The organism is Methanothermobacter sp., assembly GCF_049720995.1.
Lineage (GTDB): Archaea > Methanobacteriota > Methanobacteria > Methanobacteriales > Methanothermobacteraceae > Methanothermobacter.
On sequence record NZ_JBNASF010000012.1, the window covers coordinates 1 to 14175 of the forward strand.

19 protein-coding genes are annotated in these 14175 nt (G+C 48.2%); 2 read left to right on the forward strand and 17 right to left on the reverse strand.

From position 1 onward, the window contains the following. The 8 genes from ACPLJI_RS04975 to ACPLJI_RS05010 form a co-directional block, all read right to left on the reverse strand. A partial coding sequence (locus ACPLJI_RS04975; protein ID WP_424741156.1) for a chitobiase/beta-hexosaminidase C-terminal domain-containing protein occupies window positions 1-261 on the reverse strand: 261 nt, incomplete at its 3' end. A 44-nt stretch (window positions 262-305) separates the two neighbouring features. Next, on the reverse strand, window positions 306-836 hold the full coding sequence (locus tag ACPLJI_RS04980; RefSeq protein WP_424731540.1) for a THUMP domain-containing protein: 531 nt from the start codon (window positions 834-836) through the stop codon (window positions 306-308). Between the two features lie 122 nt (window positions 837-958). Next, window positions 959-1156, reverse strand: coding sequence for a hypothetical protein (locus ACPLJI_RS04985; protein WP_424741157.1), 198 nt, complete (start codon window positions 1154-1156; stop codon window positions 959-961). 9 nt (window positions 1157-1165) lie between these two features. Further along, window positions 1166-2275, reverse strand: a complete 1110-nt coding sequence (locus tag ACPLJI_RS04990) for an aldo/keto reductase (protein ID WP_424731538.1) — start codon at window positions 2273-2275, stop codon at window positions 1166-1168. A gap of 4 nt (window positions 2276-2279) precedes the next feature. Then, complete coding sequence (locus tag ACPLJI_RS04995; protein ID WP_424731537.1) at window positions 2280-2720, reverse strand: DUF1284 domain-containing protein; 441 nt, start codon at window positions 2718-2720, stop codon at window positions 2280-2282. Then, window positions 2674-3336, reverse strand: coding sequence for a biotin transporter BioY (locus tag ACPLJI_RS05000; RefSeq protein ID WP_424731536.1), 663 nt, complete (start codon window positions 3334-3336; stop codon window positions 2674-2676). The genes ACPLJI_RS04995 and ACPLJI_RS05000 overlap by 47 nt, the downstream gene beginning before the upstream one ends. A 144-nt stretch (window positions 3337-3480) precedes the next feature. Then, window positions 3481-4815, reverse strand: a complete 1335-nt coding sequence (locus ACPLJI_RS05005) for a deoxyribodipyrimidine photo-lyase (protein ID WP_424731535.1) — start codon at window positions 4813-4815, stop codon at window positions 3481-3483. Between the two features lie 9 nt (window positions 4816-4824). Next, the gene (locus tag ACPLJI_RS05010; RefSeq protein ID WP_424731534.1) at window positions 4825-5760 is read right to left on the reverse strand and encodes a YbgA family protein; all 936 of its coding nucleotides are present in this window, start codon (window positions 5758-5760) and stop codon (window positions 4825-4827) included. 118 nt (window positions 5761-5878) lie between these two features. Here ACPLJI_RS05010 and ACPLJI_RS05015 point away from each other — a divergent pair, with 118 nt between their 5' ends. Together ACPLJI_RS05015 and ACPLJI_RS05020 are read left to right on the forward strand one after the other, a co-directional pair. Then, on the forward strand, window positions 5879-7267 hold the full coding sequence (locus ACPLJI_RS05015) for a sensor histidine kinase (RefSeq protein WP_424731533.1): 1389 nt from the start codon (window positions 5879-5881) through the stop codon (window positions 7265-7267). After that, a complete protein-coding gene (locus ACPLJI_RS05020; protein ID WP_424731532.1) occupies window positions 7267-8325 on the forward strand; it encodes a histidine kinase dimerization/phosphoacceptor domain -containing protein in 1059 nt (352 codons plus the stop codon). The genes ACPLJI_RS05015 and ACPLJI_RS05020 overlap by 1 nt, the downstream gene beginning before the upstream one ends. A 171-nt stretch (window positions 8326-8496) precedes the next feature. Here ACPLJI_RS05020 and arsB read toward each other — a convergent pair whose 3' ends face one another. The 9 genes from arsB to xerA all read right to left on the reverse strand — a co-directional run bounded on the left by arsB (window position 8497) and on the right by xerA (window position 14091). After that, complete coding sequence (gene arsB, locus ACPLJI_RS05025) at window positions 8497-9573, reverse strand: ACR3 family arsenite efflux transporter (RefSeq protein WP_424731531.1); 1077 nt, start codon at window positions 9571-9573, stop codon at window positions 8497-8499. Further along, entirely contained in the window at window positions 9570-9926 is a 357-nt protein-coding gene (locus tag ACPLJI_RS05030; RefSeq protein ID WP_424731530.1) for an ArsR/SmtB family transcription factor, read from the reverse strand. Before ACPLJI_RS05030 ends, arsB begins: the two co-directional genes overlap by 4 nt. A gap of 9 nt (window positions 9927-9935) precedes the next feature. Beyond that, on the reverse strand, window positions 9936-10385 hold the full coding sequence (locus tag ACPLJI_RS05035) for a universal stress protein (RefSeq protein WP_424731529.1): 450 nt from the start codon (window positions 10383-10385) through the stop codon (window positions 9936-9938). 11 nt (window positions 10386-10396) lie between these two features. Next, a complete protein-coding gene (locus tag ACPLJI_RS05040; protein ID WP_424731544.1) occupies window positions 10397-10648 on the reverse strand; it encodes an ATP-binding cassette domain-containing protein in 252 nt (83 codons plus the stop codon). 9 nt (window positions 10649-10657) lie between these two features. Further along, window positions 10658-11410 carry a pyrroline-5-carboxylate reductase family protein gene (locus ACPLJI_RS05045; protein ID WP_424731528.1) on the reverse strand — a complete coding sequence of 251 codons (753 nt, stop codon included), beginning with the start codon at window positions 11408-11410 and terminating at the stop codon, window positions 10658-10660. Window positions 11411-11415: 5 nt separating this feature from the next. Then, on the reverse strand, window positions 11416-11613 hold the full coding sequence (locus ACPLJI_RS05050) for a hypothetical protein (RefSeq protein WP_424731527.1): 198 nt from the start codon (window positions 11611-11613) through the stop codon (window positions 11416-11418). A 21-nt stretch (window positions 11614-11634) separates the two neighbouring features. Then, window positions 11635-11865, reverse strand: a complete 231-nt coding sequence (locus ACPLJI_RS05055; protein ID WP_115892107.1) for an MTH895/ArsE family thioredoxin-like protein — start codon at window positions 11863-11865, stop codon at window positions 11635-11637. Window positions 11866-11991: 126 nt separating this feature from the next. Next, complete coding sequence (locus ACPLJI_RS05060) at window positions 11992-12960, reverse strand: permease (protein ID WP_424731526.1); 969 nt, start codon at window positions 12958-12960, stop codon at window positions 11992-11994. Window positions 12961-13155: 195 nt separating this feature from the next. Continuing rightward, window positions 13156-14091 carry a site-specific tyrosine recombinase/integron integrase gene (gene xerA, locus ACPLJI_RS05065; RefSeq protein ID WP_424731525.1) on the reverse strand — a complete coding sequence of 312 codons (936 nt, stop codon included), beginning with the start codon at window positions 14089-14091 and terminating at the stop codon, window positions 13156-13158. Window positions 14092-14175: the final 84 nt, after the last annotated feature.

The following is a 14175-nucleotide window of genomic DNA, read 5'->3' on the forward strand; positions in this document are numbered from 1 at the left end:
GTGGTTTATTATGCCGTATTTCACTGTGCCGTTTTTGATTATCACATACTTTATGTTCAGTGTCCTGTTGAGGACAATCGGGGATGTGTACCTTGTACTATTTACAGTTGGCATGGCACCGTTGATGGTGTAGTAAACACCATCTTCTATAGTTGTATTTCCAGCCGCAGCAACCTTTAAGGGTGCATTAGCAGCTGTGGCATAACCTGTTCCAGCCAGGACCGCCATAGCAAAAAGAGCAATGACAATCCCTGCATTCATTTTCATGAAAAACCTCCTTTCTATATTTAATATCTATGTGAATTTCACCCCTTCTTCAGAACATCATGGGGTTTTAGGACACTCACCCCGGTTGCCTCACCCACAACCTCTATCTGTATAATCCAGTCAGGATCATCAGATTCCTTAACCGGAAACCTCTCCATTAAAAAAGCCGAAACCGCATCAACGACCTCCTCTGGAGACTTTATGTACCTGCGCCCCCTGAGGTCGCAGATGACCCTGAAACTCTCCCCTGCCTTAACCTTCTCAGATACGAGGCTCGCAACCCTTTCGATTATACTGTCCAGCCTTGTTCTCACAACAGCCTCAACAGGGACGACCTTGGATATTACAGTGGTTGGAGAATTCCTGATTATATTAACAGCCTCAAATGGGTCCATATCAAGATCAAATTTAAGGACATTTGGAAAATCAGAATCCCTGACCCTGACTTCGCCTTCGTACCTTGAAAGCGCCATTTCAATCTCTTCAACACCAACTATCTCCTCACCTGCAGGGCCACCCTTCTGACCGCTGAGGGTCACGATGAGGTTGAAATTTTCAGGAACCTTCAAAGAAATCACACCCCCTTATCCTACTATGTTGGGGGATATATAAGTCATTATCCATGTAGCCATGGTTCAACCAATATCAGAAATTTTTAGCTCCATTTTGCCATCAGTAACTCCCTTCAAATCTAGGGTTCAAGGTCATATATCAGAAATCCAAGTATGAATCCAAATATTCCAAATGCAACAAAACCTTCGAGGGCTGACCTCAGAACGTTCCAGTCCACAGCCATCCTTCCGATCATCCCCCATATAAAGAGGACGGACGAGCCAAGCACCGCGAGTATCACCGCAATCTTGATTGAGTACTTGATCCTTTCAATCAAGGAGTTCACCTATCCAAGTTTTTCATGGACCTTCCTGAGTTCAGAGGGTATGTCAATCATCTGGGGGCAGGGCATACAGGAACCGCAGCCTGAACAGTTTGATGCCCGCTCCCGGGCATCCATGATCTTCCTGTACTCAGTTTCCACTCCCCTGCTGCTCATGAACCTGTATACGTCATTCAGAAGCCTGAAGTTACGGGGTATGTCAACACCCTCAGGGCAGGGCATACAGTATCCGCATTCTGAACAGGGCACACTCTTCCTCATGCGGTAGGCCCTTTTGATCTCCCTTAAAATTTCATGGTCATCTTCTGTGAGCTCTTGTGAGTTCAATGCAATTTCAACATTCTCCCTGATCTCTGATACACTGCCCATACCACTCAGAACCACGTCAACATCATCCATATCCCATAGATACCTCAGACACCACTCCACAGGCTTTCGGGGGGTCCTGGCCATTTCATATATCTCCCTGACCTCAGGTGGAATGTTGCGTACAAGCGAGCCTCCCCTCAGTGGCTCCATTATCACAGTGCCGGCACCAAGTCCACGGGCGTATGAAAGGGTGGTGGGGTTTGCCTGGTCATCATCAACTATATTGTGCTGGACCTGAATGACATCCCAGCTGTATGAGTCGGCTATCTCAAAGAATACATCTGCTGTATCATGGAATGAGAATCCAACGTAAATTCCATCATTCTGGAGTGAATCAAGAAAATCAAGAACCCCCATATCCTTGAGGGACACCCAGGAATCCTTTTTGAGGTTGTGCAGCAGGTATATGTCAATTTTGCCTCTGAGGCGCTTCATCTGCTCCTCAAAATACACATCCATGTCCTTTCTTCTGTTAACAAGCCACGTGGGAAGCTTGGTTGCCACAACAACATCGTCCATGCACTCATCATTTTCTGAAAGAAAGTCCCCCAGGAAGACCTCACTTTCACCGCCATGGTAGGTGTAACCGGTGTCAATGTAGTTTATACCGCTCTCAAGGGCAAACTCCATAATCCTCGCTGCAGATCTTCTATCAAGTCTACCGTTTACCTCAGGGAACCTCATGACCCCTATTCCCAGTATAGACGCAGATATGGTCGTTGAACCCAGTTTTCGCCGGATCATCCTTTCACCTCAAACATTGGGGCTTTCTGTGTACCAGGCAGACTTCAATCCAGGAACATTCACCGCACATCTCGGTTAATTCAGGGGAATCCAGGAGGGGGGCGATAAGCCCTTCAATTTCTGCGGGTGTCAGTTCATCCCCGCTATTTATACCCATTAACTCCATGAGCCTATGATCCATGAGCCTCACGGTGTCTTCGGCTCTCAGGCAGGCGGATCCATCAAGGAATGGACATGCAGCACAGATATCGTCTGGAAAATCAACAATCATCATGGACTTCCGGGGGTTATCATGGATCCAGCTGAGGATCCTCTCCATATTATCAACGAATTCCCTGCTGTAGCCGTATCCCTGAAACCCCCGCATACAGAGGAGGTGATGTGCCCTGATTATCAGCTCAGGGCAGCCTCCATTCAGGGAATTTATGGACGTCAACCTCTTCACCGTAGGGCTCCTTTGGTGTTATTGCCCTTGTAAGTGCCGCAGCCCCTGTTATCTTAAGCAGATCGCCTGGTATGAACGGTAAAAGCCCCATGACAAGAAGTTCCCATGCTGATGGCATGTTCCCTGTTGTCTGCATGGTCCAGAGCCCCAGAACAAGAAGTCCAGGGATGTAGATGAGGCCAAAGTTTGCAACAAGCATGAGGGCCATCATCGGTGTGAACTTCCTTGATCTTATGTGCCTGTCAACGAAGTGGCCCAGCAGCAACGCTGCAAGAACGAATCCAATGAGGTATCCCCCGGTTGCACCCATCAGTACAGAGGCTCCACCGGTCATACCTGCAAACCATGGCACTCCCGCAGCACCAATAAGGACGTATATGGCCTGGCTCACCCCGCCCCAGTACCTTCCAAGGACAACACCGGACATGAGGACTGCCAGTGTCTGGGCGGTGATGGGTACAGGTGTCCATGGCAGCGGAATCACAACCTGGGCCATTGCACCTGTTACACAGGCCATGAAAAATGCCATGACTGTCTTGCTGATCCATGTCTGAGTGTGTCTCCATCTGAACAGACTGTAACGCATCCTGTAGTATCCTTCAAGGTCAATGTTCATATCATAACCTCCCTGGGGTGAGAATAATTGGAATCCCTTAGATAGTTGGCTGTCGGATGATAAAAAAGTTTTGTTGTGTGAGGGTTTTTCATCAGGTCAGTTTCTGCGGGATGTTCTCTGTGGTAAGGGATGTTGTGTCATCAGCTACCCCTCCATCTCCTGAACTCTCCGCACATATTCACCTATTCTGAATTTCCGTTCAAGTCCACGGTCATTCATGTACCTGACCTTTCCGAATATCTCCCTTTCGGCCCAGGCCCGGTCATGTTTACCGAAACACCAGGCAACCCCTGTGAAGCCATTGGGGTCCCTGCCATCTATCTCATACTTATCATTGAGGTAAAGTGCTATGTTGTAGGCCCTTTCAGGGTGATCTGTCCATTCCAGGATCTTTTTACCCCAGTACATCCTCATGTAACCGTGCATCTTTCCGGTGATAACCATCTCCTTCTGGGCGGCGTTCCAGTAGGGGTCATGGGTTCTGGCATCCTCAAATTCCCTGAGAGTGTACTCATATTCCCGGGGGTCTCCTGCGTGCTCCATGAGGGTGTTCCGGGCCCACTCTGGAAGACACATTATGCTGCTGTAATTCTCACTGTAGTGGACAAAGTTCATGCTGAGCTCCCTCCTCACAATTAGCTCCTCAAGGAACTCAGGACAGTCCCCTGCCTCTGAGGCTTTCAGTGCAAGATAAAGGGGAGATATATGGCCGAAATGAAGATAGGGGCTCATATTGGATAGACAGTTCTTCACAGGGTCATTTCTGTGCATTTCAAAGCATTCGAGCTTTTCTCTCAAAAATTCGCTGAACACTGCGAGGGCAGCAGATGTTCCGCCCCTGAATACCGATGGCCCGGGCCCATCAGGGGCCATGAAACCCCTGATCACATCCTGAAATTCAGGTCCGGGTTCAAGATCCAGGGACTCCATCCTGATGCTTCTCTTCCGCACCGGGACCAGGAACCTCCTGAGGTGCCTCCCTATCTTCGGCCTGAAGGTCCCTGCAGAGTATTCCTCCTTATCTGATGCTGTTTCCACGGGTACTATGACGTTGCTCTCAACCTGTGTGAGGGGGATGTGGAGTGCACCTGCAGCCTCAAGGACCCACTGCTCCTGGATGTCAAGGTATCCTCTGTCAGTCACAGCTTCAACCGCATCATCGGCGTATTTCAGGAGAACAGATGGTGGAGAGCCCTTTTCAATTACAAACTGTATACCCCTTTTCCTCAGACCGTCCCTCACATCCAGGAGACCCTCAATGAGGAAACGGTAATGGCGGGAGTTGGCATCTGGGAATTCATCTGTGAGGCCGAATACCACCAGAAGAGGCTTTTCTAGCCTATTGGCTGTTTCAATGGCATATTCAAGGGCATGATTCCAGTGGGTCCTCACAGATGCCTGCATCCAGTATATCACGTAACTGCCCCGATCATCGGGCTCCACACCATTGAGGGTTCTTATCCTTTCCCTCTGTATCATCCGGATTCCTCAGCTTATGATGGTTACAGGTACTAGCTCCCGGGGATATGGCTCGAAGAATGTCTGTTCCCTGAGGTAAGTTTCATCGAACCTGGCAACCCATGCTCTCAGTATGCTGAGGGGGACGAGCATCGGGACCACACCCCTGCGGTACCATTCAATGGATTTAAGGAAGTACCTCCTTTCCTCACCATTCAGTCTGGATGAAAAATGACCGAAGGCATGCAGAAGGGCATTGACCTTTCTTTCAGGCTTAATGGGACCCTCCATGATCCTGCAAAATAATTGAGAGTAGGTTTCAATGGTGTCTTCCAGATCCTTCTGCTCTGCAATCACCCTTCCAAGTCTGTTCTGCCCATCTGGACTGAGGGACATGAGCAGTAACTTGTTCTTTGTGTGGAACTCTATGAGATCCTGGAGGGTTTTCACTCCCCTGAGGTCCCTTAAGAGGTAGACCCTAATGAGGAAATCCTCCCTTATCTGGAGGTTACGCAGGCGTCCCTCATCCTCAAGGGGCATATGCGGGAATCTCTCCATGACGGCCCTTCCAAAAAATCCCATCCCATCCCTGCCTGGGCGCTGCCCTTCACCATGATAGACCTTCACATTCCTTATACCGCAGGAGGGGGATCTGTTCTTCAGGATGAAACCGTCGACGACCTCCAGGGAATTCAGGAAGGATTCCGTGAATGATCTCATTTCGGAGGTTATATCACGGCCTGTTTCTGGCTGCACAAGCCTCAGCTCCCCATCCCTTTCTCTTATGTGGATGGGGGGCCGTGGAACACCAAGTCCAATCTCGACCTCCGGGCAGACCGTTACAAAGTCAGCATGATCTCCGAAATCCCTCACAAAGGGGCTTGATATCATCGATCCATCATAGCGGCAGTGGTCATGTTCAATGCAGCGACTTAGCACAAGGACCGGGCGCCTGAATTTTCTCATAAACTATATTTAGGTACCTGGTTATAGATAACCTTACCCATATTTGCAGCGGATCAAGCAGGGCTCCCAGTCCCCGCCTATATCCTAGGTTCTCTAAGAGGATACTGTAGATGATAGGATGACATGCAGGATTCTAATACTTGAAGATGTTCCATTTGACGTTGAACTCATGGAGAGGGAGATAAGGAGGGCAGGAATTGAATTCATATCAGAGGTCGTTGATAATGAGGACGACTTCATGAGGGCCCTCGAGGAGTTCAAACCAGACGTCATACTTGCAGATTACTCCCTTCCATCATTCGATGGGGTTTCCGCCCTCTCAATAGCAGGGGAGAAGTGTCCATGGGTGCCATTCATATTTGTGAGTGGCAAGATAGGTGAGGAATTTGCAGTGGAGGCCCTTAAGGCAGGAGCCACTGACTATGTCCTCAAGAGCAACTTTTCGAAGCTCCCCCTTGCAATAAGAAGAGCGATCAGAGAGGTTGAGAAGGAACAGGAGCTTGAAAGAACAAGGCAGTCACTGGTTGAGAGTCACTGGCAACTGCGGGAAGCCCAGAAGATAGGCAGGATAGGGAGCTGGCAGTGGGATATCGCCTCAGACACACTCTCATGCTCTGAGGAGGCCCTCAGAATACTTGGAATCCCCGGGGAGGAATTCAGGGGCAGCTTGGATGAGATGGTCTCAAGGATTCATCCTGATGAACAGGAAACCTTCAGAGATTCCATCAGGTCTCTGAGGCCATTTGAGGGTGAATACAGGGTGGTCCGTGATGATGGCTCCATCTCCGTGGTGCTGCTAAGGGCAAAGGTTCTGAAGGACCCACGGGGAAATCCAAAATCGGTGATAGGAATAAAACAGGATATAACAGAGGATAAACGCATCAGGGAATCCCTTGAGGCATCAATCAGGGAGAAGGAATTCCTCCTATCTGAGATGCACCACAGGGTTAAGAACAACCTTCAGCTGATATCAAGTCTTATAAGGCTCCAGTCAAGGTACATAGATGATGAGAGGGCCCTGGAAATATTCACCGAATGCCAGAACAGGGTTAAATCCATAGCCCTTGTGCATGAAAAACTCTATGGAGCAGGGGATGGAATGGCTGTTAACCTCAGAGATTACATGGAGGATCTCCTCTCTGAACTGATGGATATGTGCCGGGGGAGAGATATCGTATTCCGGATGGAACTCGAGGAGGTTCATGTGGGAATCAAAACCGCGGTTTCCATTGGACTCATCGTCAATGAACTCGTAACAAATGCCATAAAGCATGGTGTAGTTTCCGGTGGTGAAGTGCGGATCGGACTTTCACTCTCAGATGGCAGGGGGGTGCTCACGGTTGCAGATAACGGCAGGGGACTGCCCCCTGACATTGAAGTTTCAGATCCCCCAGGTTTCGGTCTTAAACTCGTCAAATTCATGATGAAGAGGATCAATGGATCAATAACTGCAGAGAACTGCGATGGGGCTGTTTTCACAGTCACCTTTGACACCGGTGGTGGGTGATGAAGGGAAGGGTTGTTATCGTAGAGGATGAGGAACTTGTTGCCCAGGATATCAGGTACATACTTGAGGATGCAGGCTATGATGTGGCCGCAATATTCCACTCAGCCGAGGACCTCCTTGAGAGTCTTGATAAACTCAAGCCAGATACCATAATAATGGATATCATGCTTGAGGGTGAAATGGATGGTATCGACGCTGCGAGGATAGTCAGGGACCGGATGGATGTCCCAATAATATACCTCACGGCCTACAGCAGCGATGAGATAGTTAGAAGGGCAAGGGAAACTGAACCCTCAGCATACATCATTAAACCATTCCATGAGAGGGATATAAAGGTGAACCTTGAAATGGCCCTCTACAAGCATGAGGCAAAGAAGAACCGGCTGAAGCTTTTGAGGGAGAGAACCATCAACGAGCACCTTAAAAGGTCAATAGAGGAGAAGGAGAAGCTCCTAAGGGAACTTCACCACAGGGTCAAGAATAACCTCCAGCTCATTATAAGCCTCCTCTCCCTGCAGATAATGTACATAGAGGATCCGGCTATTGATGAATTTTTCAGGGATTACGTTAACCAGCTGCGCTCCATTGCAATGATACATGAGGGTGCCTATCCATCCTCAGGCACCTACATCATTGATTTTAATGCATATATCAGGAGTCTCTCATCCCATCTTCTTAACTCCCATGAGAAGGCATCAGATGTCAGTGTAAGAGTCATGGGGGATCCTGCAGAGCTTAACATGGATACAGCCCTCCCACTGGCACTTATAACAGCAGAACTGATCTCCAACTCACTCAAACACGCCTTCAGGGAGGGTGGTGGTGAGATAATTATTGAAATCAGGAGATTAAATGGCCGTCACAGACTCATATACAGGGATAATGGCTCCGGTCTACCGGAGGACGTCAGTTTCCCTGATGGGGGATCATTCGGGTTCAGGATGATGGAAAACCTTGCAGGGCAGCTTGGAGGGCACATTGAGGTTAAAAGCAGTGATGAGGGTGTTGTATTCACCTTTGAGTTCTTTGAGCAGTTTTATGTTGACAGGATAACCTGACCTGTTTTTTGAACTTCCATGTGCTGATGGAGTGACCTGAACGTGTTTTATGAATCTCCAGTTTCCGGTTATCATGTATCTGGTTTCAGTTGCGGAGTCTTGTGGGAGTTGTGTTCTGAAAAGGGTTTTTTGGGGGGGGCTTTCAGTTGCGGAGTCTCCCCGGTTTAATTGTCACGGTTCAGCCCCGTAGAATTTCCTCTGGAAGTAGAGTGCCACGTTGACAAGACTTATCAGCACGGGCACCTCTATGAGTGGTCCCACCACAGCTGCGAACGCCACACCGGACCCTATTCCGAAGACAGCCACGGCAACCGCTATTGCGAGTTCAAAGTTGTTACTTGCAGCTGTAAAGGAAATGGCACAGGACTTTGAGTAGTCGGCCCCCACCCGGTACGCCAGGAGGAAACTTATCAGGAACATGAACACGAAGTACAGGAGGAGTGGTATGGCGATCAGAACAACATCAAATGGTATCTGGATTATATAGTCCCCCTTCAGGCTGAACATCACCACGATGGTGAAGAGGAGTGCTATAAGTGTCACAGGGCTTATCCTGGGGATGAACTTACCATCATACCATTCAGCCCCCATCCTCCCCCTTAGGATGTACCTTGTCAGAAATCCTCCAATGAAGGGTATTCCAAGGTATATGAAGACACTCTTTGCTATTTCCACTATGCTGATGTCCACGGCACTCCCCTGAACACCGAAAAGTGGCGGAAGCACTGTGATGAATAGCCATGCGTAGACACTGTAGAATAAAACCTGGAAGATGCTGTTGAACGCCACAAGACCGGCGGCATACTCCCTGTCACCCCTGGCCAGCTCATTCCAGACTATCACCATGGCGATGCACCTTGCAAGTCCTATTAGTATGAGTCCGACCATGTATTCAGGGTGGTCACGTAGGAAGACAATGGCAAGGATGAACATCAGTAGGGGTCCAATGATCCAGTTCTGGAAGAGTGAGAGTCCAAGCACCCTGAAGTTTCTGAACACATCCGGGAGATCCTCATAGCGGACCTTTGCAAGTGGGGGATACATCATCAGTATGAGTCCAATGGCAATGGGAAGACTTGTTGTATCCACCTGGAACATGTTTACGAGTCCCCGGAACTGGGGGAAAAGGTAACCTATTGAAACACCGGCTGCCATTGCAAGGAAAATCCAGAGTGTAAGATATTTATCGAGAAATCCCAGTCTTGATGGGCAGATATCCCCTTCTAAACTGCAAGAATCTTCTCTCAAGAGATCCCTCCTTTATTTATGAGTTGATTTATCATTGATGGGAGTTCTTCATTGCCAAGACTGTAGTGAACCCAGACACCGCGCTTCTCTGCTTTCAGAAATCCTGCTCTCTTCAGTATGTTGAGGTGATGTGAAATGGTTGGCTGAGGTTTTTCAAGGGCAGCCATTATTTCACAGACGCAGAGCTCACCCTCAGAGAGGAGGTGCACTATACGCAGTCTGGTCGGGTCTGCCAGGGCCTTCAGGGCTTCCGCGGCCCTGCTTATTTCACCATCATCAGGCAGCCCTGCCAGCCTCTTATTCAGTTCCTGGAGCTGCTCGGGTGTCGGTCTGTCACTGTTGCATGAATTCATTGTAACTACCTAACATTCAAGTTTCTGACTGTGGACCACAAGCACAGGCACCCTTGCGTGTCTCACAACCTTCTCTGAGACACTTCCAAGGAGGAACCTTTCAAGGGCATGCTTTCCTGATGCCCCAACAACTATGAGATCCACATCTTCTTCATCAGCAACTTTCAGGATTGTTTCTGCGGGTGAACCATCCACCATCATCCTGTGAACCTTCACGGGACTCTCAAGACTCATGGCAAGGTCCTCCACCTTCTGGAGGGCTTCCTCTGATTCCCTCCTGAAGAGTTCTGTAACCTTCCTTGTCAGTTCCTCCACGGGTAGATTATCCAGGGAATAGGTCTCTGTAACCGTCAGTGCCACGAGTTCAGCCTTGTTCTGTTCTGCGGTTTCTATGGCGTATCTTGCAGCCTGCATTGAACAGTCTGATCCATCAGTTGCAAGCAATATCTTTCTGTACAAGTTATCGCCTCCTAAATTATTCCAGAATATTCATTGAATTGATTCTCATTGAAGGGACGGGAATGAAGCATACCCCGATCGTACCTGTTACTGGTGGTATCATACCTGGAATACCTCCCAGTGAGCATCCCATGGGCTGTTGTTTTACCCGCCCCATTTGGCCCGATGAACCCGAATATTTCACCCTCATTAACACTGAAGCTGATGTTATCCACGGCCACCAGATCGCCAAATTTCTTGCTCAGACCCTCAACCTCAAGCACCAATTGCATTCACTCCTTAAGACTCCTGTAGAGTGACCTGAGCTTCTCATGGTAAATGGCTCTTATATCATCCTCAGAGTCCTTCAGCGGCTTCACAGGTATGAGGTCCATGACATCATCTGATTTACTGTAAGTGTAGAGGGCCTCCACTGCACCAGCAGCCATTGAGTGCACGGCGGCTGCCGCCTCCTGGGAGTCCATACCGAACTCCATACCCAGCACCTCCAGTTCACGCAGCTGGAACCACAGATAGGTTGGTCCCATGGCGGTTATAACGGCGTATGCCTCCAGTTCATCCTCTGAAACCTCCGGGAATTCACCCAGGGGTTCAAATATTGAGCGCAGTGTTTTCCTGTCGGTTTCTGTGAGTTCATCTGCCGGGCTGAATGGGTTGTATCCCCTGTTAACAATTGAGGGGGCGTTTGGTATCACCCTTACAACCCGCTGGTGGCTGAGGGCCTCCTGTATTTCATGTATGCTTATCCGGGGGGCCAGGGAAACCACAATGGACCGGGGGTCAGGGGACTCCATCATCTCAAGCAGGTCCCTGAGGATTGGGGGATGCACTGCAAGGAATATCACATCCCCATCAATGTTCATACAGTCCTGTGATGTTTCAACCCCGAATTCATCTTCAATGGTTCTGAGGGCGTCCTCATCAGGGTCGCATACGGTCACATTCCCTGGAAGCTCATCTGCCCTTTTGAGGCCCCCGAGGATTATCCTCACGACCCTTCCACCGCCCAGGAATGATATCCTCATTGCTATCACTTCATTTTTTTCTCACAGTCCATGCAGTATTCGGTGTCTCTGTCAGTTTTGAACAGTTTACCGCAGCCCTTGCAGTTGACGTATCTTAAACCTGACTTCTTCTTCTCAAGTATGCCTGTCTGGCAGGCACATGCCCTTGAGGAGATCATTGCCTTTATCTTTCCCTCAAAACCCTTTTCCTCATCCTTAACCATTATTATCACCATAAAATGTGATCAGGAGAGGATCTTCATGATCTCCTCCTTTGAGGCGACCCTCCCCATTATTTTGAGTTCACCATCAACTGCAAGTCCTGGAAGGGCTGTGAGTCCTGCTTCCAGGATCTGATCCATTTCCTTTATCTTTTCAAATTCAGCATCGATTCCAAGTTCCTTAACAGCCTCTCTGGCGTTTTTTTCCAGCATCTGGCAGTTTGCACATCCTGTACCGTATATCTGTATCTTCATATTTTCACCTCTCATTGATATTCAGGTTGAACCTGTTAACATGATGGCATGATCAGGGTCCGGGTGAACATTCTGGTCACCTGAAGTTAGTTGAGTATGTGGCTTCTCAGTGTATTGTGGCCGTTTTTAGATTATTATATTGAATATGTAGCCTGTCACTGTTATTGAGACCGCCAAAATTGCGATGAATGTTGCAAGGAGCTTTGGTTTCATGACCTTCCTGAGGATTATCATCTCAGGGAGTGAAAGGGCGGTTATGGACATCATGAGCGCCAGAGCAGTTCCTGCAGCCATTCCCTTTTCTATAAGGGCTGATATTAGGGGTATCGTGCCCGCGGCGTTTGAGTAGAGGGGTACACCTATGAGAACTGCCAGTGGAACTGCCAGTATATTGTCTGCACCTGCATACCTTAGCAGGAAATCTGAAGGTAGATATCCATGTATCCACCCACCTATGGCTATCGCTATCACTATGTAGGGTGAAACACGGCGGAGTATGTCCTTCATCTCATTTTTTGCTATAATGTACCTCTCCCTGAGGCTTGGTTTTGGAAGCTCAACATCTGCAGCCCCCAGGGCCTTCATCTTCTCCAGTGTCTCGTAGACATAGTCCTCGAGTTCATTCTCCATTTTAAGTTTTCCTATGAATATTCCGCCTATAACTGCGATTATGAAACCGGATATTATATAGAATGCTGTTATCTCCCATCCGAAGAGTCCAAGAAGCAGTATTATTGCTATCTCGTTTATCATGGGGGATGATATGAGGAATGAGAATGTTGCGCCCAGGGGAACACCCGCCTCAACGAACCCTATAAAGAGGGGTACGGCTGAACATGAACAGAATGGTGTGATTATCCCTACAAGGGCGGCTATTAAGTTTCCAGTATATTTATGCCGTTTTTCCAGGGTCTCTTTAACCTTGTTGGGGGGTATGTATGTCCTTATGAATGATATTACAAATATCAGGGTTGCGAGTAGTATGAATATCTTTATGGTGTCGTAGATGAAGAAATTGACGGCGCTTCCAAGGTGAGAGGCCGGTTCAAGTCCCATGAGATTGTATGTTACATAGTCTGCGAATTCCTGTAACAACCTTTAACCTCCAATCAATATATTCAAATTTATGGATATATTACGGGCTGCAGTATATAACCTTTTCCACACATAGGGATGAGGACCTTCAGCTGACCATTCTGTAAACCTCATCCAGATACCCGAGAATCTCCCACCGGGGATTAAATTCTGACCCTGAAGCTTTCATCCCTGTCCAGGTGAAAATGAGGTTAATCAGAGGAGTCTGGCACGGTCATAAACATTCTTGAGGGTCTGCATATCGACACTGGTGTATATCTGTGTGGTTGAGAGGTTCGAATGCCCGAGAAGCTGCTGTATGGCCCTTATATCCACTCCATTCTTGAGTAGATGGGTTGCAAATGAGTGCCTCAGAATGTGTGGAGTGACCTTCTTGTTTATACCCGCCTTCCTTGCATAGTTCTTTATCATCATCTGGACGTACCTTGGTGTCAGCGGGTCCCCGAAGCGGTTGAGGAACAGATACTCGCTTTCATGTATCCTCTTGCTGAGGTAATCCAGGAGGAGGTCCCTGGTGTTCTCATCAAAAAGAACTATGCGGTCCTTATCACCCTTACCCCTTATCCTCATGGTCCTCTCATCGGGGTCGATGTCATTGATCCTGAGGGAGACCAGTTCAGAGACCCGGAGCCCTGAGGAGTAGAGAAGTGATAGTATAAGGCGGTCACGGGTCCTTATGAATCTCTTTATGAGTGAGCCATCATCAGTCAGCTCAACGGCGTTTATGAGCCTCATCACTTCGTCCTCATTGAGGGACTTGGGGAGGGACTTGGTTCTCTTGGGAGCCTTAACCTCATCCAGACAATCTATGCCGCTGAATTCAAAGAACTTCTTAACAACAACCGTAACAAGGTATATGTAGTTCTGTGTAACCTTTTTATCTCTCTTAAGGTACTGTATGTACCTCTTAAATGACCTTAGAACCCTCCTTTCGTCATAGAGGTCATCCTCATTCATCAGGAATTCATAAAAATTTTTAACGATTGATTTGTAGGTTTTTATGGTGTTTGGCGAATAATTCCTGATTTCAAGTTCAACGAGATAATCTTCAATGAGTTCTGGAAAATCGTAACGCTCAAGAAGACCCTGCCTTTTCTCTGACTCCCTCTTCATATTCATGGTATCTACCATAAATATCCACTTAAATCTTGCGGATCATGTACTCACTGCTGTGCCTGATGCTGAGGGGTATCATACGGTGTGATCTCCGGCTTC

Coding starts and splice junctions, on each gene's coding strand:
- ACPLJI_RS04990 (WP_424731538.1), bottom strand. CDS start 2,275: ATGATCCGGCGAAAACTGGGTTCAACGACCATATCTGCGTCTATACTG.
- ACPLJI_RS05000 (WP_424731536.1), bottom strand. CDS start 3,336: ATGAACATTGACCTTGAAGGATACTACAGGATGCGTTACAGTCTGTTC.
- ACPLJI_RS05005 (WP_424731535.1), bottom strand. CDS start 4,815: ATGATACAGAGGGAAAGGATAAGAACCCTCAATGGTGTGGAGCCCGAT.
- ACPLJI_RS05010 (WP_424731534.1), bottom strand. CDS start 5,760: ATGAGAAAATTCAGGCGCCCGGTCCTTGTGCTAAGTCGCTGCATTGAA.
- ACPLJI_RS05015 (WP_424731533.1), top strand. CDS start 5,879: ATGACATGCAGGATTCTAATACTTGAAGATGTTCCATTTGACGTTGAA.
- ACPLJI_RS05020 (WP_424731532.1), top strand. CDS start 7,267: ATGAAGGGAAGGGTTGTTATCGTAGAGGATGAGGAACTTGTTGCCCAG.
- ACPLJI_RS05030 (WP_424731530.1), bottom strand. CDS start 9,926: ATGAATTCATGCAACAGTGACAGACCGACACCCGAGCAGCTCCAGGAA.
- ACPLJI_RS05045 (WP_424731528.1), bottom strand. CDS start 11,410: ATGAGGATATCATTCCTGGGCGGTGGAAGGGTCGTGAGGATAATCCTC.
- ACPLJI_RS05050 (WP_424731527.1), bottom strand. CDS start 11,613: ATGGTTAAGGATGAGGAAAAGGGTTTTGAGGGAAAGATAAAGGCAATG.
- ACPLJI_RS05055 (WP_115892107.1), bottom strand. CDS start 11,865: ATGAAGATACAGATATACGGTACAGGATGTGCAAACTGCCAGATGCTG.
- xerA (WP_424731525.1), bottom strand. CDS start 14,091: ATGGTAGATACCATGAATATGAAGAGGGAGTCAGAGAAAAGGCAGGGT.